Genomic DNA, 19,407 nt, shown 5'->3' with positions numbered 1-19,407 from the left:
ACCCTCATGCCCCATGCTCTGAAGCGCATCGCCTTCGCCGCCGCCGCCGTGTGCGGCTTCGCCGGCGCTGCCCACGCCCAGATCTCCGGTGACGTCGTGAAGATCGGCATGATCACCGACATGTCGGGCCTGTACGCCGACATCGACGGCGCCGGCGGTGCCGAGGCCATCAAGATGGCGATCGCCGATGCCAAGGGCATGGCGGCCGGCAAGAAGATCGAGTTCATCACCGCCGACCACCAGAACAAGGCCGACGTGGCCGCCAGCAAGGCGCGCGAGTGGTTCGACACGCAGGGCGTCGACGTACTGATCGGCGGCACCAACTCGGGCGCCAACCTCGCGATGGCCAAGATCGCGGCCGAGAAGAAGAAGCCCTTCATCTCGGTCGGCGCCGCCAGCGCGCGCCTGACCAACGAGGACTGCACGCCCTACACGATCCACTACGCCTACGACACCGTCGCGCTGGCCAACGGCACCGGCAATGCGGTCGTGAAGTCGGGCGGCAAGACCTGGTACTTCCTGACCGCCGACTACGCCTTCGGCGCCTCGCTGCAGAACGACACCTCCGAGGTCGTCAAGAAGGCCGGCGGCACGATCGTCGGTTCGGTCAAGCACCCGCTGTCGGCCAGCGACTTCAGCTCCTTCTTGCTGCAGGCGCAGTCGAGCAAGGCGCAGATCCTCGGCCTCGCGAACGCGGGCGGCGACACGATCAACTCGATCAAGGCCGCCAACGAGTTCGGCATCACCAAGTCGATGAAGCTGGCCGGCCTGCTGATGTTCATCAACGACGTGCACTCGCTGGGCCTGAAGGCCACCGAAGGCATGTACCTGACCGACGGCTGGTACTGGAACCAGAGCCCCGAGTCGCGCGCCTGGAGCCGCCGCTTCTTCGAGAAGATGAAGCGCATGCCCTCGATGCTGCAGGCCGCCGACTACTCCTCCGTCGCGCACTACCTCAAGGCGGTCGAGGCCGCCAAGACCGACGACGCCGACAAGGTCGTCGCGCAGATGAAGGCCACGCCGGTCAACGACTTCTTCGCCAAGGGCGGCAAGATCGGCCCGGACGGTCGCCATCGCTACGACATGTACCTGATGCAGGTGAAGTCGCAGAAGGAATCGACCGAGCCCTGGGACTACTACAAGATCGTCCAGAAAATTCCGGCCGACGAGGCCTACACGAAGCTGGCCGACAGCAAGTGCCCGCTGGTCAAAAAGTGATCTGATCCGCGACTGAAAAGAGCAACAAGAGCATGACCGAGATCTTCGGAATCCCGCTGCCCGCGCTGCTGGGCCAGCTGCTGCTGGGCCTGGTGAACGGTTCGTTCTACGCGATGCTGTCGCTGGGGCTGGCCGTGATCTTCGGCATGCTCAACATCATCAACTTCGCCCATGGCGCCCTCTACATGATGGGCGCCTTCCTGGCCTGGATGGGCCTGGAGTACATGGGCCTCAATTACTGGACGATGCTCGTGCTGGCGCCGCTGGTCGTGGGCGTGGTGGGCATCGTCATCGAGCGGCTGCTGCTGCAGTGGCTCTACAAGCTCGACCACTTGTACGGCCTCTTGCTGACCTTCGGCATCACGCTGGTCACCGAGGGCATCTTCCGCTCGTTCTACGGCGTCTCGGGCCAGCCCTACCCGGTGCCCGACGCGCTGCAAGGCGCCACCAACCTCGGCTTCATGATCCTGCCGAACTACCGCGGCTGGGTCGTCGTCGCCTCGGTGGTCGTGTGCCTGGCGGTGTGGGCGCTGATCGAGAAGACCTCGCTGGGCGCAACGCTGCGCGCCGGCACCGAGAACCCGCGCCTGGTGCAGGCCTTCGGCATCAACGTGCCGCGCATGATCACGCTGACCTACGCTGGCGGCGTGGCGCTCGCCGCGTTTGCCGGCGTGCTGGCGGCGCCGGTGCTGCAGGTCTCGCCGCTGATGGGCAGCAACCTGATCATCGTGGTGTTCGCGGTGGTGGTGATCGGCGGCATGGGCTCGATCCTGGGCTCGATCCTCACCGGCCTGGGGCTCGGCGTGATCGAGGGCCTGACCAAGGTGTTCTACCCCGAAGCGTCGAGCACGGTCGTGTTCGTCGTGATGGCGATCGTGCTGCTGGTGCGTCCGGCCGGCCTGTTCGGCAAAGAGAAGTGATCCGATGAGCAGCGCCACCTCCTCCACTCCCGTTGCCGCCGCCGCGGCGCCTGCCGCCAAGCGTTCGCCGCTGCTCGGCTACGCGGCGATGTTCGCGGCCATTGCCGTGCTGCCGCTGCTGGGCGCGTATCCGATCTTCGTGATGAAGGTGCTGTGCTACGCGCTCTTCGCGTGCGCCTTCAACCTGCTGATCGGCTTCACCGGCCTGCTGTCGTTCGGCCATGCGGCCTTTCTCGGCACCGCGGCCTACGCGGCCGGTCATGCGCTCAAGGTCTGGAGCCTGCCCGCGCCGCTGGGCCTGGCCTTCGGAGCCGGCATGGCGGCGCTGGCCGGCCTGGTGATCGGCTGGCTGGCGATCCGCCGCAGCGGCATCTACTTCTCGATGATCACGCTGGCGCTGGCGCAGATGCTCTTCTTCTTCTTCCTGCAGGCGAGCTTCACCGGCGGTGAGGACGGACTGCAGTCGGTGCCGCGCGGCAGCTTCCTCGGGTTGGACCTGCAAAGCGACCTGACGCTGTACTACGTGGTGCTGGGCATCTTCATCGCCGCGTTCTGGCTGATCTACCGCACGGTGCACTCGCCGTTCGGCCAAGTGCTGACCTCGATCCGCGAGAACGAGGCGCGCGCGATCTCGCTGGGCTACGACGTCGAGCGCTTCAAGCTCGTGGCCTTCGTGCTGTCGGCCATGCTGGCCGGCCTGGCCGGCGCGACCAAGACGCTGGTGCTGGGCTTCGCGACGCTGACCGACGCGGTGTGGACGACCTCCGGCGCCGTGATCCTGATGACCCTGGTCGGCGGCATGGGCACGATGGTCGGCCCGATCGTCGGCGCGCTGATCATCATCGCGCTCGAGAACAAGATCGGCGACGTGGGAACCGCACTGGCCAGTCTGACCGGCATCGGCTGGTTCAACGGCCTGGGCGAGTCGGTGACCATCGTCACCGGCCTGATCTTCATCGTCTGCGTGCTGGCGTTCCGCCGCGGCGTGGTCGGCGAGCTGATTGCGCTGATCGAGCGGCTCAAATCGAAGCGCGCGGCCTGAGGCCGAAGATCGCGGTGCCCACGCGCACCATCGTCGAGCCCTCCATCACCGCGGCCTCCAGGTCGGCGCTCATGCCGGCCGACAGCGTGTCCAGCGCCAGCCCCTCGGCGCGCAGCGCGTCGTAGAGCGCGCGCAGCGCGCGGTGCGCAGCGCGTTGCGCATCGAGCTCGCCCTCGGGTTCGGGAATCGCCATCAGGCCGCGCAAGCGCAGTCGCGGCAGCGCGGCCACCGCATGCGCCAGCGCGGACGCTTCGGCCGGCGCAACGCCGCTCTTGCTGGCCTCGCCGCTGATGTTGACCTGCAGGCACACGTTCAGCGGCGGCAGGTGGGCAGGACGCTGGGCCGACAGCCGCTCGGCGATCTTGAGCCGGTCAACCGACTGCACCCAGTCGAAGGCCTCGGCCACCACGCGCGTCTTGTTGCTCTGCAGCGGCCCGATCAGGTGCCATTCGAGCTCGCCGCGGCGGTCGGCCAGCGCGGCAATCTTGTCCAGGCCCTCCTGGACATAGTTCTCGCCGAAGGCGCGTTGCCCCGCGGCCAATGCGGCGCGCACCGCTTCACGGTTGAAGGTTTTGCTGACCGCCAGCAACGTGACCTCGGTCACGGGCCGTTGCGCGAGTGCACAGGCCCGCTCGATGCGATGGTGGACTTGTTGTAAGTTGTCTGAGATCGTCGTCATAATTCTTTGAATCTTCGATGTTTTTAGCCGTGCCGCCGGTGCGGCAGGGCGCACATGGACATCACCCAACTGCTGGCCTTCTCGGTCAAGAACAAGGCATCCGACCTGCACTTGTCCGCTGGCCTGCCGCCGATGATCCGCGTGCATGGCGACGTGCGCCGCATCAACGTGGACCCGCTCGAGCACAAGAACGTGCACGACATGGTCTACGACATCATGAACGACGCGCAGCGCAAGGCCTACGAGGAGACGCTCGAATGCGACTTCTCGTTCGAGATCCAGGGCTTGGCGCGCTTTCGCGTCAACGCGTTCAACCAGAACCGCGGCGCAGGCGCGGTGTTCCGCACGATTCCGAGCAAGATCCTCACGCTCGAGCAGCTCAACGCGCCCAAGGTGTTCGCCGAGCTGTCGCTCAAGCCGCGCGGCCTGGTGCTGGTGACCGGCCCCACGGGCTCGGGCAAGTCGACCACGCTCGCCGGCATGGTCAACCACCTCAACGAGAACGAGTACGGCCACATCCTCACCGTCGAGGACCCGATCGAGTTCGTGCACGAGTCGAAGCGCTGCCTGATCAACCAGCGCGAGGTCGGCCCGCACACGCTGAGCTTCTCGAACGCGCTGCGCTCGGCGCTGCGCGAGGATCCCGACGCCATCCTGGTGGGCGAAATGCGCGACCTGGAGACCATCCGCCTCGCGCTGACCGCGGCCGAGACCGGCCACCTGGTGTTCGGCACGCTGCACACCTCGAGCGCCGCCAAGACCATCGACCGCGTGGTCGACGTGTTCCCGGCAGCCGAGAAGGAGATGGTGCGCGCGATGCTTTCCGAGTCGCTGGTCGCGGTGATCTCGCAGACGCTGTGCAAGCTCAAGGACGGCACCGGGCGCGTCGCGGCGCACGAGATCATGCTGGGCACCCCGGCGATCCGCAACCTGATCCGCGAGAACAAGGTCGCGCAGATGTACTCGTCGATCCAGACCGGCAACTCGGTGGGCATGCAGACGCTCGACCAATGCCTGGCCGACCTCGTGCGGCGCAACGTGATCACGCCCGCCGAGGCGCGCGGCAAGGCCAAGTCGCCGGAGAACTTCCCCGGCTGAGCGGCCACACCGCCGCCGAGCCGCGCCAGACCACGCCGTGAAGAGCCTCCTCAAGCGACTGACCGGCACCGGCGCGGCGCGCCAGCAGCCGACAGCCGCGGTGCCGAATGCCGCGGACGGCGACGACGAGGACTCCGGCTTCTTCTCGACCATGTTTCTCGAGCGCGGCGATGACGCGCCGCAGCTCGTCGCCTGGCGCACGCGCGCCCGCGCCATCGGCGTACAACCCTTCGACAGCCGCCAGGGCAGCCAGATGCTGGCGCGGCTGTGGGCTGCCGACCGCCACGTGGTCGCGCTCGACACCGCCGAACTCGACCGCATGGCCGAGCAGTTCGACTTCGTCACCGTGCCCGAGGGCCAGGAGGTCATCGGGCAGGACGAGCAGGGCGACTACCTCGTCATCGTGCTCGACGGCACGCTGGCGGTCGACCGCCTGCAGCCCTGGGGCGGTCGCGCGCGCCTGGCGGAGGCGCGTGCCGGTGACATGCTGGGCGAGATGTCGCTGCTGGACGCAGGCGCCCGCTTCTCGGCCTGCACGACGCTCACGCCCAGCGTGATCGCCGTGCTCGATGCCGAGCGGCTCGACCGGCTCGTCGCCAGCGAGCCGCGCCTCGCGCTGGCCCTGGTGGCCACGCTGGCGCGGCGGCTGTCGCTGCGGCTGCGCCAGGTTTCGTCCCGCCTGTCGGCCCTGTTGTCGGGCGGCTGAAGCGGGCATCATCGGCATATCGAACGGCGAACGGGCACGGCCTTTGAATCCGGAAGTCCCCCGGGGGAGAGAGAGCAGCACCATGGAACGCGACCAGGCCTCGAAATTCATCAACGATCTGCTGCGCCTGCTCGTCACGCGCGGCGGCTCCGATCTCTTTCTCACCGCCGACTTTCCGCCGGCCGTGAAGGTCGACGGGCGCATCACCAAGGTCTCGCCGCAGCCGCTGACCGGCCAGCACACGATCGCGCTGGCGCGCTCGATCATGAACGACAAGCAGGCGGCCGAGTTCGAGCGCACCAAGGAGTGCAACTTCGCGATCGCGCCCAGCGGCATCGGGCGCTTTCGCGTCAACGCCTTCATGCAGCAGGGCAACGTGGGCCTGGTGCTGCGCACGATCCCGGCGCTGATCCCCACCGTCGACAGCCTGGGCCTGCCCAACGTGCTGAAGGAACTGGCGCTGACCAAGCGCGGGCTGGTGATCTTCGTGGGCGCCACCGGCTCGGGCAAGAGCACCTCGTTGGCGGCGATGGTGGATCACCGCAACGAGAACACCTACGGCCACATCATCACGGTCGAGGATCCGGTGGAGTTCGTGCATCCGCACAAGAACTGCATCGTCACCCAGCGCGAGGTCGGCATCGACACCGACGACTGGGGCATCGCGCTGAAGAACACGCTGCGCCAGGCGCCCGACGTGATCCTGATGGGCGAGATCCGCGATCGCGAGACCATGGAGCACGCGGTCGCGTTCGCCGAGACCGGCCACCTGTGCATGGCCACGCTGCACGCCAACAGCGCGAACCAGGCGCTCGACCGCATCATCAACTTCTTCCCCGAGGAGCGGCGCGCGCAGCTGCTGATGGACTTGTCGCTGAACCTCAAGGCGCTGGTGTCGCAGCGCCTGCTGCCGCGCCAGGAGGGCAAGGGCCGCATCGCCGCGGTGGAGATCATGATCAATTCGCCGCTGATCTCGGACCTGATCTTCAAGGGCGAGGTGGGCGAGATCAAGGAGATCATGAAGCGCTCGCGCGAGCTCGGCATGCAGACCTTCGACCAGGCGCTGTTCGACCTCTACGAGGGCCAGATGGTCACTTACGAAGACGCGCTGCGCAACGCCGACTCGGTCAACGACCTGCGGCTGCAGATCAAGCTCAACAGCAATCGCGCCCGCAATGCCGATCTCTCGGCCGGGACCGAGCACCTGACGATCGTCTGAGCCCTTTGCCTTTGCGCGATGATGCGGCCCGCCCAGTGCGGGCCGCCTGCATTTCGGCCCGCGCCTCATCCTCAAGGAGTCCCGATGACCACGCCCGCAGCCGCCAAGACCTACGCATCCGCCGCTTCGAAGCGCGTCGCCTTTCTCGGCCTCGGCGTGATGGGCCATCCGATGGCCGGCCATCTGACGCGCGCCGGACATCAGGTCACGGTCTACAACCGCACCGCGGCCAAGGCGGCGCAATGGGCGCAGATGTACGGCGGCAAGACCGCCGCCACGCCGCGCGAGGCGGCGGCCGGTGCCGAGATCGTGTTCGCCTGCGTCGGCAACGACGACGACCTGCGCGCCGTGACGCTGGGCGAAGACGGCGCCTTCCACGGCATGGCGGCGGGCAGCGTGTTCGTCGACCACACGACCGCCTCCGCCGACATCGCGCGCGAGCTCGACGCCGCGGCGAAGGCCAAGAGCCTCGCCTTCATCGACGCGCCGGTCTCGGGCGGCAACCTCGGCGCCATCAACGGCGCGCTGACGGTCATGTGCGGCGGAGATGCGGCCGCGTTCGAGCGCATCCAGCCTATCGCGATGTGCTTTGCGAAGGCCGTGACGCTGCTCGGGCCCGCGGGCTCGGGCCAGCTCGCCAAGATGGTCAACCAGATCTGCATCGCCGGGCTGGTGCAGGGGCTGTCGGAGGCGATCGCCTTCGGACAGAAGGCGGGCCTGGACATGAAGGCCGTGCTCGGCGTGATCGGCAAGGGCGCGGCGCAGAGCTGGCAGATGGACAACCGCGGCCCGACGATGGTCGACGACAAATTCGATTTCGGCTTCGCGGTCGACTGGATGCGCAAGGACCTCGGCCTGTGCCTCGACGAGGCCAAGCGCAACGGCGCACGCCTGCCGGTGACCGCGCTGGTGGACCAGTTCTACGCCGACGTGCAGGCCCAGGGCGGCGGTCGCTTCGACACCTCGAGCCTGATCAAACGACTGAAGTAGCCCGCTGCCACCCAAGCACCCAACCGAGAGCTTGCGCGGATCCGGCTCCGCCGGTCCGCCGCAAGAGCCCCCTCGGGGGGCAGCGAGCGCCAGCGAGCGTGGGGGCTCTACTTCGGGCCGCTGGCCGCCGGCGGCGGCGCGGTGATCACGCGCACCTGCGCGAGTTCGTCCTCGCTGATGATCTCGAACAGCGTCACGACCTTCTGCACGCCGCTGACGTTGCGCGCCAGGTTGGCGCCGCGCGTGGCCTCGCGCTCGGTGACACGACCCATCAGGTAGACCACGCCGCGCTCGGTGACGACCTTGTAGGCATTGGCGAACAGGTCGCGCGAGTCGACGTAGGTCGCCTTCAGCTTGCTGGTGATCAGCGCGTCGTTCGAGCGCGTGCCCAGCGACGAGTTGGGCATCACCGCCAACTCGTTGACCACGTTCCTGACGTTCTCGATGCGCGCCACGGCCTGCTCGACCGCGCTCTTGTCGGCCTCGCTCGGCACCTCGCCGGACAACAGCACCTGGCGGTTGAAGCTGGTCACGTTGATGTGGCCGCGATCGCCGATCGCCTCCGAGATGCGCCGGCCGGCCTTGAGCTCGATGCTTTGGTCGTCGACCTGGGCGCCCGAGGTACGGCGGTCGCTGGCCATCATCGCGCCGCCGACGGCCGCACCGCCGATCAGCACCGGCGCGCAGGCGCCCAGCAGCGTGGCGGCCAGCGCCGCGGCAAGCGCCGTGCGGGCGAGTGAGGAACGGAAGGCGGGGCGGAGTGTGTTCATGCGCAGGTTCATGCGGTTTCCTGGTCACCCAGCAGCTGCGCGTCGACCGCGTCGCACAGGCAGTGAAGCACCAGCAGGTGGACTTCGTGGACGCGCGCCGCACGCTCATGCGGCACGCACAGATGGACATCGGTCTCGATCAGCCGCGCCGCCAACGCGCCGCCGGCGCGGCCCGTCATCGCGATCACGGTCATGTCCTTGTCGTGCGCGGCATCGACCGCCGCCAGCACGTTGGCGGCCTCGCCGCTGACCGACATCGCGATCAGCACGTCGCCCGGATTACCGAGCGCCTGGACCTGCTTGGCGTAGACCTGCTCGAAGCCTTGATGGTTGCCGATCGCCGACATCACGACGGCATCGGGCACCAGGGCCAGCGCCGCCAGGCCGGGCCGATCGCGCTCGAAGCGGCCGACGAAGGCCGACGCGAAACGCTGTGCGATGGCCGCCGATGCGCCATTGCCGCACAGGAGCACCTTGCCGCCGGCCGTGATGCAGCCGAGCACCGCTTGTGCCGCATCGGCGATCGGCCGGGCCAGCACTTCGGCCGCCTGGTATTTCAGGTCGGCACTGTCGAAGAACTGTTGCTGAATACGCTGTTCGAGCATGGCGAAATCATATGACACGGTCTTCTATGGACCGGTTCCTCGGCACGCAAGCAATTGTTTGCCGACGTCGACCCATCGATTCAACCGTCGGCATCGAACGCAGCGCGCAGCCATTCGATGCGTTCGCCATCGATGGCGACCACGTCGAAGCGGCACGGCGGCGGCGCACCGAGGTGCGCCAGGTAGTGCCGAGCCGCGAACACGATGCGCGCGCGCTTGACCGCCGTGACGCTGGCCGCCGCGCCACCGTGGCGCGACGAGCCGCGGGCGCGCACCTCGACGAACACGAGCGTGCCGTCGCGCTCGCGCAGGATCAGATCGACTTCGCCCGCCGCAGCCCCCGGGCCGCGCGCGACTCGATAATTCCGCTCCACCAGCCGCAGCCCGGCGGCCTGAAGATGGGCCAGGGCTTGTGCCTCGCCCGCGTCTCCCAGCGCCTTCGTCGCCGACTTCGCCGATCTCGTGAACATCGACCATGCCTCCGCGCTGCAGCGCCTCGCCGAGCAGATCGCCGGCGCGCAGCAGTATCCCAAAGGCACGCTGTACGTCGTCGCCACGCCGATCGGCAACCTGGCGGACCTGACGCTGCGCGCGGTGCATGCGCTCGGGCTGGTCGATGCGGTCGCCTGCGAGGACACCCGCGTGACGGGGCAGCTGCTGCGCCAGCTCGGTCTTTCCAAGCCCTTGATCGCGCTGCACGAGCACAACGAGAGCGAGGCGGCCGCCGCGGTCGTGGCGAGGCTGCAAGCCGGCGAGCGCATCGCCTACGCCAGTGATGCCGGCACGCCGGCGATCAGCGATCCCGGCGCGCGCCTGGTCGGTGCGGTACGCCAAGCGGGCCTGCGCGTGCTGCCGCTGCCGGGTGCGAGCAGCGTCGTCACCGCGCTCAGCGCGGCCGGCGATGTGCATGGCGCAGGCTTTCGCTTCATGGGCTTCGCCGGCAGCAAGCCGGCGGAGCGCGACGCGACGCTGGCGCGCGTCGCGGCCGACGACGGCAGCGTCGTGCTGTTCGAGGCGCCGCACCGCATCGAGGCGCTGGCCGCCGCCCTGGGTGCAGCGCTCGGCGTGCGGCCGGTGACGGTCTGCCGGGAGCTGACCAAGCAGTTCGAGGAGATCGCCACGCTGCCCGCCGAGGGCCTGAGCGCATGGCTGGCCGCCGATGCGCAGCGCCGCCGCGGCGAGTTCGTGCTGGTCGTGCATGCCCGTGCGCCTGCGCCCGCCAACGCCGCCGAGGCCCTGCCCGAGGCCGCCGAGCGGCTGCTGCGCGTGCTGCTCGCGGAACTGCCGCTCAAGCAGGCCGTCTCACTGGCTGCCGAGGCGAGCGGCGCGCCGCGCAATGCGCTGTACGCTCGCGCCCTGGCGCTGCGCGACGATGCACCAGGCGCGTGACTTCCATATCGCGGGCATCGACAAGCTTGACCCCCGGCCGCGTGGCCGCTACCTAGAATCGAAGCGGCCCCGTTGCCGCACGATTGGACCGCCATGATCTCGCGCGAACCCACCCTCGAACGCCTCGCCACCGCCAAGAGCCTGCTGCTCGACCCGTTCGGGCTCGATGAAGCCAAGCTCGCGCAGGCGCTGCGCGTGATCGGCGAACACCGCATCGACGACGCCGACCTTTACTTCCAGTACACGCGAAGCGAGGGCTGGAGCCTGGAGGAAGGCATCGTCAAGAGCGGCAGCTTCGGCATCGACCAGGGCGTGGGCGTGCGCGCGGTGGCCGGCGAGAAGACCGCCTTCGCCTACAGCGACGACATCTCCGAAGCCGCGCTGCTCGACGCCGCGCGCACCGTGCGGACGATCGCCGCGGCCGGCCAGAGCCGGCGCGTCAAGGTGGGCGGCGCGCCCACCGTGGCCGCCAGCCGCGTGCTCTATGCGCCGATGGACCCGATCGCGACGCTCGACTCGACCCAGAAGATCGCGCTGCTCGAGAAGGTCGAGAAGATGGCGCGCGCCAAGGATCCGCGCGTGGTGCAGGTGATGGCGGGCCTGGCCGGGGAGTACGACGTCGTGCTGATCGCCCGCGCCGACGGCACGATCGCCGCCGACGTGCGCCCGCTGGTGCGCCTGTCGCTGACGGTGATCGCCGAGCAGAACGGTCGCCGCGAGATGGGCACCGGCGGCGGCGGCGGGCGTTTCGGGCTGGGCTTCTTCCATGACGGCGTGATCGCGCAGTACGTCGATCAGGCGGTCGACGCGGCGCTGATCAACCTCGAGTCGCGGCCCGCGCCGGCCGGCGAGATGTCGGTCGTGCTCGGCCCGGGCTGGCCCGGCGTGCTGCTGCACGAAGCCATTGGCCACGGCCTCGAAGGCGACTTCAACCGCAAGGGCTCTAGCGCGTTCTCGGGCCGCATCGGCCAGCGCGTGGCCGCCAAGGGCGTGACCGTGCTCGACGACGGCACCCTGCCCGACCGCCGCGGCAGCCTCAACATCGACGACGAGGGCCACGCGAGCCAGCGCAACGTGCTGATCGAGGACGGCATCCTGAAGGGCTACATCCAGGATTCACTGAACGCGCGCCTGATGAAGGTCGCGCCCACCGGCAACGGCCGCCGCGAGAGCTACGCCCACCTGCCGATGCCGCGCATGACCAACACCTACATGCTGGCCGGCGAGCGCAGCAAGGACGAGATCGTCGCGTCGATCCAGCGCGGCTTGTACGCCACCAACTTCGGCGGCGGCCAGGTCGACATCACCAGCGGCAAGTTCGTGTTCTCGGCCAGCGAGGCGTTCTGGGTCGAAAACGGCAAGGTCCAGTACCCGGTCAAGGGTGCGACCATCATCGGCAACGGCCCCGACGCGCTGACGCGCGTGACGATGATCGGCAACGACCTCGAGCTCGACACGGGCGTGGGCACCTGCGGCAAGGAGGGCCAGAGCGTGCCGGTCGGCGTCGGTCAGCCGACGCTGCGCATCGACGGGCTCACGGTCGGCGGCACCGCCTGATGCGCGACCCCGGCTGGCGCATCGATACCTCCGCCGGCGAGACCGATGCGGCCTGGGTCGATGACCAGCTGCACCGCTTCAACCTCGCGTCCGCACCGCTCGACCAAGTGCGGCCGCTGCGCGTCATGGCCAGCGCTGCAGGTGGCAAGCGTCTGGGCGGCGCGGTCGGCCGTAGCTGGGGCGAATGCTGCGAGCTGCAGCAGATCGCGGTCGACGAGAGCGAGCGCCGGCGCGGCATCGGTCGCGCGGTGATGGCGGCCTTCGAGGCCGAGGCCCGCTTGCGCGGTTGCCGGTTGATCTACCTCGACACCTTCAGCTTCCAGGCCGCACCGTTCTACGAGCGGCTCGGCTATCTCCGCGTGCATTCGATCGAAGGCTTCGCGCCCGGCGTCGTCAAGCACACCTACGAAAAGCGCCTCGACGAGGCTTGACGCACCGCACAAGCCACGTGCTACATTCCGGGCCATGCGTTTCGTTGCCTACTTTTTTGGCTACTTTTGGTTCTCGCACCGCCCCGGCGGAGGAGAGGCCAGCGTGCAAGCCAAGTAAGCAGCAGCGCAGACCGAATCCCCAAACCGCCGGGCCCAAAGCCCGGCGGTTTTTTTTCGCCCGGGCCCAAGCAGCCGGCAAGCTCCACCAGAAAGACCGCCGCCATGAACGCCACCCACGTCACCGCGCCCGAAGGCTGGACGCCGCCCGTCGACAAGACCAGCCAGACCGACGACGAACGCATCGTCGATGTGGTGCCGCTGCCGCCGCCCGAGCACCTGATCCGCTTCTTCCCGATCCGTGGCACGCCGGTCGAGGAGCTGGTCGTGCAGACCCGCCGACGCATCAAGGACATCATCCACGGCCGCGATGATCGCTTGCTGGTGGTCATCGGGCCGTGCTCGATCCACGATCCCGTCGCCGCTATGGAGTACGCGCGCCGGCTGCGCGCCGAGCGCGACCGCCATGCCGACACGCTCGAGATCGTGATGCGCGTGTACTTCGAGAAGCCGCGCACGACGGTGGGCTGGAAGGGCCTGATCAACGACCCCTACCTCGACGAGAGCTTTCGCATCGACGAGGGCCTGCGCATCGCGCGGCAGCTGCTCACCGAGATCGGCCGCCTGGGCCTGCCGGCCGGCAGCGAGTTCCTCGACGTGATCTCGCCGCAGTACATCGGCGACCTGATCAGCTGGGGCGCGATCGGCGCGCGCACCACGGAGAGCCAGGTCCACCGCGAGCTGGCCTCGGGCCTGTCGGCGCCGATCGGCTTCAAGAACGGCACCGACGGCAACATCAAGATCGCGACCGATGCGATCCAGTCGGCGAGCCAGCCGCACCACTTCCTGTCGGTGCACAAGAACGGCCAGGTCGCGATCGTCGAGACCAACGGCAACCAGGACTGCCACGTGATCCTGCGCGGCGGCAAGACGCCCAACTACGACGCGCAAAGCGTCGACACCGCCTGCCGCGAACTCGCTGCCGCCAAGCTGCCGCCGACGCTGATGGTCGACTGCTCGCACGCCAACAGCAGCAAGCAGCACCTCAAGCAGATCGAGGTGGCGCAGGACATCGCGCGCCAGATCGCCGGCGGCAGCCGCCAGATCTTCGGCGTCATGGTCGAGAGCCACCTGCACGAAGGCAACCAGAAGTTCACCGCCGGCCGCGACGACCCGGGGCAGCTGCGGTACGGCTGCAGCATCACCGACGCGTGCCTGGGCTGGGAGCACTCGCTGGACGTGCTCGGCGTTCTCTCGGATGCCGTGCGTGCACGCCGGGGCTAGCATCGGCCGGTCGCCATCGAGCCGGAGGTTTCGTCATGCGCAGCGAGGTCGTCGTCCGTTTCGGTCCCGAGCAGGAGATCGCGCTGCCCCTGGACGGCAGTGAGCCGATGTCGTCCGACGCGGCGCGCCGCTGGCTCGACGAGCAGTTCGTCCAGCACGAGTGCACGCCGCTCAAGCCCACCGGCAAGGTGCTGATCGCCGACAAGCTGCTGGCGATTCCGGTCGCCGTCGGCTCGCTGCAGTTCGAGGACGCGACCTGGGCGCGCGACTACGCGCGCGCGGCCAGCGCCGCGTTGGGCAAGCCGCGCGTGCGCATCGACGTGGAGGCGCTCAGCGTCTCCTATTGATCGGCCTGACCGGCCTGGCCGCGCAGCTTCGGGCTCTTCCAGTAGACGTCGTCGCCGCCCAGGCCGTCGAGATTGGCGCGGTTGAGCACGCGCGCGAGCACGAACAGCAGGTCCGACAGCCGGTTCAGGTACTGCCGCGGTGCCGCGCGCACCGCGCCCGGCTCGGTGTGGTCGAGCGCCACCACGGCCCGCTCGGCGCGCCGCGCGATCGTGCGGCCCACGTGGGCGATCGCCGCGCTGCGCGTGCCGGCCGGCAGGATGAACTCCTGCAGCCGCGGCAGCGTCGCGTTGTGTTCGGCCAGCGCCGCATCGAGCGCGGCAACCGCATCGTCGGCCAGCAGCGTGTAGCCGGGGATCGACAGCTCGCCGCCGAGGTTGAACAGCTCGTGCTGGATGTCGACCAGCAGCCGGCGCACGCCGTCGGGCAGCGGCTCGGCCAGCAGCAGGCCGATCATCGAGTTGAGCTCGTCGACGTCGCCCATGGCCTGGATGCGCAGGTGATCCTTGGGTACGCGCGTGCCGTCGCCGAGGCCGGTCGTGCCGTCGTCGCCGGTGCGGGTGGAAATCTGGGTGAGTCGGTGGCCCATGGTGGTCTGCCATCTCCGCGTTGCCAGCGTGCATTGTGAGGCGCCGCGTCGGCGCCGATTCCTACAATGACCCCAACGACGCGAGGAGACCGCGATGAACGCTCCGCACGAGCTGATGCCGACCTTGAAGCCACGACCGCTGCCGGCCGCGATGATCGAGGCGCTGCGTGCGCGCTTCGGCGAGCGCTGCTCCACCGCGCAGGCGGTGCGCGAGCAGCACGGCCGCGACGAGTCGCCGTTCGACGTGCCGCCGCCCGAGGTCGTGGTCTGGTGCGAGAGCACGGAGGACGTGGCCGCGACAGTCACGCTGGCGAACGAGCACGAAGTGCCGGTCATTCCCTTTGGCGCCGGCTCCTCGCTCGAAGGTCACCTGCTGGCCGTGCAAGGCGGCGTGTCGATCGACCTCTCGCGCATGAATCGCATCCTGCGCATCAACGCCGAGGACCTCACCGTCACCGTGCAGGCCGGCGTGACGCGCATGCAGCTCAACCGCGAGATCAAGGACACCGGCCTGTTCTTCCCGATCGATCCCGGCGCCGACGCGACGATCGGCGGCATGAGCGCGACGCGCGCCAGCGGCACGAACGCGGTCCGCTACGGCACGATGCGCGAGAACGTGCTGGGCCTGACCGTGGTCACCGCGTCCGGCGAAGTGATCCACACGGGCACGCGCGCGCGCAAGTCGAGCGCGGGCTACGACCTCACGCGCCTGTTCGTCGGCAGCGAGGGCACGTTGGGCGTGATGACCGAGATCACGCTGCGCCTGTATCCGCTGCCGGAGGCAGTGTCGGCGGCGATCTGCTCGTTCCCGAGCATCGACGCCGCGGTGCGCACGACGATCGAGATCATCCAGCTCGGCGTGCCGATCGCGCGCTGCGAGCTGCTCGACGCCAACGCGATCCGGGCCGTCAATGCGCACGACAAGCTCGGCCTGCGCGAGGCACCGATGCTGCTGATGGAGTTCCACGGCAGCGAAGCGAGCGTGCGCGAGCAGGCCGAGACGGTGCAAGACCTCGCGCGCGAGCACGGCGGGGCCGACTTCCAATGGGCCACGACGCCCGAGGAGCGCACGCGCCTGTGGACCGCGCGCCACCACGCCTACCTCTCGGGATTGCAGATGCGACCCGGCTGCCGCGCGGTGACCACCGACACCTGCGTGCCGATCTCGCGCCTGGCCGATTGCATCGACGAGACGGTCGCCGAAGTCGATGCCAGCGGCCTGCCGTATTTCATCGTCGGCCACGTTGGCGACGGCAATTTCCACGTCGCCTACCTGATCGACCCGGCCGAGCCCGCCGAGCGTGCGACGGCCGAGCGCCTGAGCGAACAGCTGGTGGCGCGCGCGCTTCGCATGGAAGGCACCTGCACCGGCGAGCACGGCATCGGCCTGCACAAGATGGGCTTCCTGCTCGACGAGACCGGTGCCGGCGCGGTCGAGATGATGCGCTCGGTCAAGCGCGCGCTCGACCCGAAGAACGTGATGAACCCAGGGAAGATCTTCGAGCTTTGAGCGCAAGCCGGCGCGGCGCCGGCTTGCGTGGTCAGTGCTTAGGCCCCGGCACGGTCCAGCGCTTGGTGACCTCGCCGCGGCCGTCGATGCTCTCCAGATGGGCGTCAAAGCCCCACAGCCGCGCGACGTGCTTGAGCACCTCGGCCGTCGAATCACCCAGCGGGCGGTCGTTGTGCTGCAGGTGGCGCAGCGTCAGCGAGCGGTCGCCGCGCAGGTTGACGTTCCACACCTGGATGTTGGGCTCGCGCGTGCCCAGGTCGTATTGGTGCGACAGCGCCTCGCGCAGGCGACGGTAGCCGGACTCGTCGTGGATCGCGCTGACCTCGAGCTCGCTTTCGTGCTCGTCGTCCTTGATCGCAAACAGCCGGAACTCGCGCATCAGCCGCGGACTCAGGTACTGGCCGACGAAGCTCTCGTCCTTGAAGTTGCGCATCGCGTGGTCGAGCGTCTCGAGCCAGTCGCGCCCGGCGATCTCCGGGAACCAGTGGCGGTCCTCGTCGGTCGGCTGCTCGCAGATGCGCTTGATGTCCGTGTACATCGCGAATCCCAGCGCATAGGGATTGATGCCGCTGTACGCCGGGTGGCCCACCGGCGGCTGGTAGATCACGTTGGTGTGCGACTTCAGCCACTCGACCATCATGCCGTCGGACAGCAGGCCGTCGTCGTAGAGCGTGTTGAGCAGCTTGTGGTGCCAGAACGTGGCCCAGCCTTCGTTCATCACCTGGGTCTGGCGCTGCGGATAGAAGTACTGCGCCACCTTGCGCACGATGCGCACGATCTCGCGCTGCCAGGGCTCGAGCAGCGGCGCGTTCTTCTCGATGAAGTACAGCAGGTTCTCCTGCGGCTCGCTCGGAAAGCGCGCCGTCGAGGCCTCCTGCGCCTTCTCGGCCTTGCGCGGCAGCGTGCGCCACAGGTCGTTGACCTGGCGCTGCGCGTAGGCCTCGCGCTCCTCTCGCAGCGCGCGCTCCTGCGCCAGGCTCAGCTTGCTGGGCCGGCGATAGCGGTCGACGCCGTGGTTCATCAGCGCGTGGCAGGAGTCGAGCAGGTCCTCGACGGTGTCGAGCCCGTGGCGCTCCTCGCACTCGGTGATGTAGTTCTTCGCGTAGACCAGGTAGTCGATGATCGACGACGCGTCGGTCCACATGCGGAACAGGTAGTTGCCCTTGAAGAAGCTGTTGTGGCCGTAGGCGGCATGAGCGATCACCAGCGCCTGCATCGCCATCGTGTTCTCCTCCATCAGGTAGGCGATGCAGGGGTTCGAGTTGATGACGATCTCGTAGGCCAGGCCCATGTGGCCGCGCTTGTAGCTCTTCTCGGTGGAGATGAACTCCTTGCCGAAGCTCCAGTGGCGGTAGTTCACCGGCATGCCCACCGAGGAGTAGGCATCCATCATCTGCTCGGCGGTGATGATCTCGAGCTGGTTCGGGTAGGTGTCCAGCCCGAAGCGCTTGGCGGTCGCGCGGATCGCTGCGTGGTACTCCTCGATCAGCTCGAAGCTCCAGTCGCTCGACGGCGTGAGCGGCTGGCTGGCGCGCGGCACCGGCTCGATCTCGCTGGCGCGGCGCACGCGTCCCGGCGCCCCGGCGTCGAGACCGTCGAACAGGTCGGGCGTCGGGTCGGCGGCGATCTCGTGCTTGCGGGCCATGTCTCGCCTCTCGGTTGGCGGCGTGCGGCGCCCTACTCGGCGGCCACGCCCTCTTTCTTGAAGAGATCCCGGAAGACCGGATAGATCTGCGAAGGCTCCAGCACCTTGCGCATCGCGAAGTGGGGAGTCGACTCGGCGATCTGCGCGTACTCCTCCCACAGGTTCTGCTCGGGCTCGGCCACCTGTACGTAAGCAAAGTAGCGCACCAGCGGCAGCAGCTGCTCGGACACCAGCTCGCGGCAGCGGCCGCTGTCGTGGTGCCAGTTGTCGCCGTCACTGGCCTGCGCGGCGTAGATGTTCCACTCGCTGCTCGGGTAGCGCGCGTCGATGATTTCCTTCATCAGCACCAGCGCGCTGGAAACCACGGTGCCGCCCGTCTCGGTGGCGTGGAAGAACTCGTGCTCGTCGACCTCTTGCGCCTGCGTGTGGTGACGGATGAAGACCAGGTCGATCTTGTCGTAGTGCCGGGTCAGGAACAGGTACAGCAGGATGTAGAAGCGCTTGGCGAGGTCCTTGCGCGCCTCGTCCATCGAGCCCGACACGTCCATCAGGCAGAACATCACCGCCTTGGTGGTCGGCACCGGCACCCGGATGCGGCTGCGGTAGCGCAGGTCGATCGGGTCGAGGTAGGGAATGCGGCGGATGCGGTCGCGCAGCACGACGATGCGCGCTTCGAGCTCCTTGATCTCCTTCTTGCGCATCTCGCGGCCGGCGTCGTTGTCGGCATGCGGGTGCGACAGCAGGTGCGCGAGCTGCGTCTCCAGGTGCCGCAGCTCGCGTCGCGCGTCGGCGCCGATCGCGATGCGCCGCCCGATCGCACCGCGCATCGAGCGCACCACGTGCAGGTTGTTGGGCGTGCCGTCGCTGGTGAAGCCGGCGCGCTGGCTCTTCCACTCGGGCACTTCCGCGAGCTGCGTCTTCACCATGTTGGGCAAGGCGAGGTCTTCGAAGAAGACCTCCATGAACTCTTCCTTGCTGAGGTGGAAGACGAAGTCGTCCTCGCCTTCGCCGGAGTCGCTGGCCTGCCCGCCACCGCGGCCTTGCCCGCCGCCGCCGTCGGGGCGCTGGATGCGGTCTCCCGCGACGTACTCGCGGTTGCCCGGATGCACCAGCTCGCGCGTGCCGCCCTGGCCGTGGTGGAACACGGGCTCGGAGACGTCGCGCTTGGGCAGCGTGATGTCCTCGCCGCGCTCGATGTCGCGGATGCCGCGGTCGCTGACCGCCTTGCGCACGGCTTCGCGGATCTGCCCCTTGTAGCGGCGCAGGAAGCGCTCGCGGTTGCCGACGGACTTGTTCTTGCCCTGCAACCGGCGATCGATGATCTGCTGCAGACCCATGGGGTGCCTTTTCAGT

Annotated in this window: 20 protein-coding genes; 13 read left to right on the top strand and 7 right to left on the bottom strand. The window is 68.5% G+C overall.

The window, feature by feature from the left end; translation table 11 throughout:
• Positions 1–6 precede the first annotated feature (6 nt).
• The 3 genes from ACO2TI_RS14030 to ACO2TI_RS14020 all read left to right on the top strand — a co-directional run bounded on the left by ACO2TI_RS14030 (position 7) and on the right by ACO2TI_RS14020 (position 3,180).
• A complete protein-coding gene (locus ACO2TI_RS14030) occupies positions 7–1,218 on the top strand; it encodes an ABC transporter substrate-binding protein (protein ID WP_423285134.1) in 1,212 nt (403 codons plus the stop codon).
• A gap of 32 nt (positions 1,219–1,250) precedes the next feature.
• A complete protein-coding gene (locus tag ACO2TI_RS14025; protein ID WP_423285132.1) occupies positions 1,251–2,138 on the top strand; it encodes a branched-chain amino acid ABC transporter permease in 888 nt (295 codons plus the stop codon).
• A gap of 88 nt (positions 2,139–2,226) precedes the next feature.
• The gene (locus ACO2TI_RS14020; protein ID WP_423285415.1) at positions 2,227–3,180 is read left to right on the top strand and encodes a branched-chain amino acid ABC transporter permease; all 954 of its coding nucleotides are present in this window, start codon (positions 2,227–2,229) and stop codon (positions 3,178–3,180) included.
• On the opposite strand, the gene ACO2TI_RS14015 is transcribed toward ACO2TI_RS14020, so the two are convergent.
• Positions 3,158–3,859, bottom strand: a complete 702-nt coding sequence (locus ACO2TI_RS14015; RefSeq protein ID WP_423285131.1) for a YggS family pyridoxal phosphate-dependent enzyme — start codon at positions 3,857–3,859, stop codon at positions 3,158–3,160. The genes ACO2TI_RS14020 and ACO2TI_RS14015 overlap by 23 nt on opposite strands.
• Before the next feature lie 54 nt (positions 3,860–3,913).
• On the opposite strand from ACO2TI_RS14015, the gene ACO2TI_RS14010 reads away from it, so the two are divergent.
• The 4 genes from ACO2TI_RS14010 to ACO2TI_RS13995 all read left to right on the top strand — a co-directional run bounded on the left by ACO2TI_RS14010 (position 3,914) and on the right by ACO2TI_RS13995 (position 7,872).
• Positions 3,914–4,957 carry a type IV pilus twitching motility protein PilT gene (locus ACO2TI_RS14010; RefSeq protein ID WP_423285130.1) on the top strand — a complete coding sequence of 348 codons (1,044 nt, stop codon included), beginning with the start codon at positions 3,914–3,916 and terminating at the stop codon, positions 4,955–4,957.
• Between the two features lie 37 nt (positions 4,958–4,994).
• A complete protein-coding gene (locus ACO2TI_RS14005; RefSeq protein WP_423285128.1) occupies positions 4,995–5,663 on the top strand; it encodes a cyclic nucleotide-binding domain-containing protein in 669 nt (222 codons plus the stop codon).
• An 82-nt stretch (positions 5,664–5,745) separates the two neighbouring features.
• Positions 5,746–6,882 (top strand): PilT/PilU family type 4a pilus ATPase, encoded by a 1,137-nt coding sequence (locus ACO2TI_RS14000; RefSeq protein ID WP_423285126.1) that lies wholly within the window; start codon positions 5,746–5,748, stop codon positions 6,880–6,882.
• 84 nt (positions 6,883–6,966) lie between these two features.
• Positions 6,967–7,872, top strand: a complete 906-nt coding sequence (locus ACO2TI_RS13995; RefSeq protein WP_423285125.1) for an NAD(P)-dependent oxidoreductase — start codon at positions 6,967–6,969, stop codon at positions 7,870–7,872.
• 107 nt (positions 7,873–7,979) lie between these two features.
• Here ACO2TI_RS13995 and ACO2TI_RS13990 read toward each other — a convergent pair whose 3' ends face one another.
• From ACO2TI_RS13990 to ACO2TI_RS13980, 3 genes are all read right to left on the bottom strand, one after another.
• Complete coding sequence (locus tag ACO2TI_RS13990; protein ID WP_423285123.1) at positions 7,980–8,642, bottom strand: BON domain-containing protein; 663 nt, start codon at positions 8,640–8,642, stop codon at positions 7,980–7,982.
• Between the two features lie 8 nt (positions 8,643–8,650).
• Entirely contained in the window at positions 8,651–9,247 is a 597-nt protein-coding gene (locus tag ACO2TI_RS13985; protein ID WP_423285122.1) for an SIS domain-containing protein, read from the bottom strand.
• An 80-nt stretch (positions 9,248–9,327) separates the two neighbouring features.
• Positions 9,328–9,717 (bottom strand): YraN family protein, encoded by a 390-nt coding sequence (locus ACO2TI_RS13980; protein WP_423285120.1) that lies wholly within the window; start codon positions 9,715–9,717, stop codon positions 9,328–9,330.
• Between ACO2TI_RS13980 and rsmI the strand changes: the two genes are divergently transcribed.
• The 5 genes from rsmI (at position 9,710) to ACO2TI_RS13955 (ending at position 14,312) form a co-directional block, all read left to right on the top strand.
• Complete coding sequence (gene rsmI / locus ACO2TI_RS13975) at positions 9,710–10,636, top strand: 16S rRNA (cytidine(1402)-2'-O)-methyltransferase (RefSeq protein ID WP_423285118.1); 927 nt, start codon at positions 9,710–9,712, stop codon at positions 10,634–10,636. The two genes, ACO2TI_RS13980 and rsmI, sit on opposite strands and share 8 nt — an antisense overlap.
• A 93-nt stretch (positions 10,637–10,729) precedes the next feature.
• On the top strand, positions 10,730–12,193 hold the full coding sequence (gene tldD / locus ACO2TI_RS13970) for a metalloprotease TldD (protein ID WP_423285116.1): 1,464 nt from the start codon (positions 10,730–10,732) through the stop codon (positions 12,191–12,193).
• Complete coding sequence (locus ACO2TI_RS13965) at positions 12,193–12,624, top strand: GNAT family N-acetyltransferase (RefSeq protein WP_423285114.1); 432 nt, start codon at positions 12,193–12,195, stop codon at positions 12,622–12,624. The genes tldD and ACO2TI_RS13965 overlap by 1 nt, the downstream gene beginning before the upstream one ends.
• A 222-nt stretch (positions 12,625–12,846) precedes the next feature.
• On the top strand, positions 12,847–13,965 hold the full coding sequence (locus tag ACO2TI_RS13960) for a 3-deoxy-7-phosphoheptulonate synthase (RefSeq protein WP_423285112.1): 1,119 nt from the start codon (positions 12,847–12,849) through the stop codon (positions 13,963–13,965).
• A 35-nt stretch (positions 13,966–14,000) separates the two neighbouring features.
• A complete protein-coding gene (locus tag ACO2TI_RS13955; RefSeq protein WP_423285110.1) occupies positions 14,001–14,312 on the top strand; it encodes a hypothetical protein in 312 nt (103 codons plus the stop codon).
• On the opposite strand, the gene ACO2TI_RS13950 is transcribed toward ACO2TI_RS13955, so the two are convergent.
• Positions 14,306–14,899 (bottom strand): cob(I)yrinic acid a,c-diamide adenosyltransferase, encoded by a 594-nt coding sequence (locus ACO2TI_RS13950; RefSeq protein ID WP_423285108.1) that lies wholly within the window; start codon positions 14,897–14,899, stop codon positions 14,306–14,308. The genes ACO2TI_RS13955 and ACO2TI_RS13950 overlap by 7 nt on opposite strands.
• Positions 14,900–14,993: 94 nt before the next feature.
• Here ACO2TI_RS13950 and ACO2TI_RS13945 point away from each other — a divergent pair, with 94 nt between their 5' ends.
• Positions 14,994–16,409 (top strand): FAD-binding oxidoreductase, encoded by a 1,416-nt coding sequence (locus ACO2TI_RS13945; protein ID WP_423285106.1) that lies wholly within the window; start codon positions 14,994–14,996, stop codon positions 16,407–16,409.
• A 31-nt stretch (positions 16,410–16,440) separates the two neighbouring features.
• Here the strand turns inward: ACO2TI_RS13945 and ACO2TI_RS13940 are convergent, their stop codons facing one another.
• Positions 16,441–18,054 carry a SpoVR family protein gene (locus ACO2TI_RS13940; RefSeq protein ID WP_423285104.1) on the bottom strand — a complete coding sequence of 538 codons (1,614 nt, stop codon included), beginning with the start codon at positions 18,052–18,054 and terminating at the stop codon, positions 16,441–16,443.
• Between the two features lie 32 nt (positions 18,055–18,086).
• On the bottom strand, positions 18,087–19,391 hold the full coding sequence (locus ACO2TI_RS13935; protein WP_423285102.1) for a YeaH/YhbH family protein: 1,305 nt from the start codon (positions 19,389–19,391) through the stop codon (positions 18,087–18,089).
• Positions 19,392–19,407 lie beyond the last annotated feature (16 nt).

It is taken from the genome of Caldimonas sp. KR1-144, from assembly GCF_049446155.1.
In the GTDB taxonomy this organism is placed as follows: Bacteria; Pseudomonadota; Gammaproteobacteria; order Burkholderiales; family Burkholderiaceae_C; genus Rivibacter.
This window is presented reverse-complemented; position numbering and strand designations above follow the sequence as displayed.

Coding starts and splice junctions, on each gene's coding strand:
- ACO2TI_RS13995 (WP_423285125.1), top strand. CDS start 6,967: ATGACCACGCCCGCAGCCGCCAAGACCTACGCATCCGCCGCTTCGAAG.
- ACO2TI_RS14015 (WP_423285131.1), bottom strand. CDS start 3,859: ATGACGACGATCTCAGACAACTTACAACAAGTCCACCATCGCATCGAG.
- ACO2TI_RS14010 (WP_423285130.1), top strand. CDS start 3,914: ATGGACATCACCCAACTGCTGGCCTTCTCGGTCAAGAACAAGGCATCC.
- ACO2TI_RS14020 (WP_423285415.1), top strand. CDS start 2,227: ATGTTCGCGGCCATTGCCGTGCTGCCGCTGCTGGGCGCGTATCCGATC.
- ACO2TI_RS14030 (WP_423285134.1), top strand. CDS start 7: ATGCCCCATGCTCTGAAGCGCATCGCCTTCGCCGCCGCCGCCGTGTGC.
- ACO2TI_RS13940 (WP_423285104.1), bottom strand. CDS start 18,054: ATGGCCCGCAAGCACGAGATCGCCGCCGACCCGACGCCCGACCTGTTC.
- ACO2TI_RS13950 (WP_423285108.1), bottom strand. CDS start 14,899: ATGGGCCACCGACTCACCCAGATTTCCACCCGCACCGGCGACGACGGC.
- ACO2TI_RS13985 (WP_423285122.1), bottom strand. CDS start 9,247: ATGCTCGAACAGCGTATTCAGCAACAGTTCTTCGACAGTGCCGACCTG.
- ACO2TI_RS14000 (WP_423285126.1), top strand. CDS start 5,746: ATGGAACGCGACCAGGCCTCGAAATTCATCAACGATCTGCTGCGCCTG.
- ACO2TI_RS13935 (WP_423285102.1), bottom strand. CDS start 19,391: ATGGGTCTGCAGCAGATCATCGATCGCCGGTTGCAGGGCAAGAACAAG.
- ACO2TI_RS13945 (WP_423285106.1), top strand. CDS start 14,994: ATGAACGCTCCGCACGAGCTGATGCCGACCTTGAAGCCACGACCGCTG.
- ACO2TI_RS13955 (WP_423285110.1), top strand. CDS start 14,001: ATGCGCAGCGAGGTCGTCGTCCGTTTCGGTCCCGAGCAGGAGATCGCG.
- ACO2TI_RS13980 (WP_423285120.1), bottom strand. CDS start 9,717: ATGTTCACGAGATCGGCGAAGTCGGCGACGAAGGCGCTGGGAGACGCG.
- ACO2TI_RS13965 (WP_423285114.1), top strand. CDS start 12,193: ATGCGCGACCCCGGCTGGCGCATCGATACCTCCGCCGGCGAGACCGAT.
- ACO2TI_RS13990 (WP_423285123.1), bottom strand. CDS start 8,642: ATGAACACACTCCGCCCCGCCTTCCGTTCCTCACTCGCCCGCACGGCG.
- ACO2TI_RS13960 (WP_423285112.1), top strand. CDS start 12,847: ATGAACGCCACCCACGTCACCGCGCCCGAAGGCTGGACGCCGCCCGTC.
- ACO2TI_RS14025 (WP_423285132.1), top strand. CDS start 1,251: ATGACCGAGATCTTCGGAATCCCGCTGCCCGCGCTGCTGGGCCAGCTG.
- tldD (WP_423285116.1), top strand. CDS start 10,730: ATGATCTCGCGCGAACCCACCCTCGAACGCCTCGCCACCGCCAAGAGC.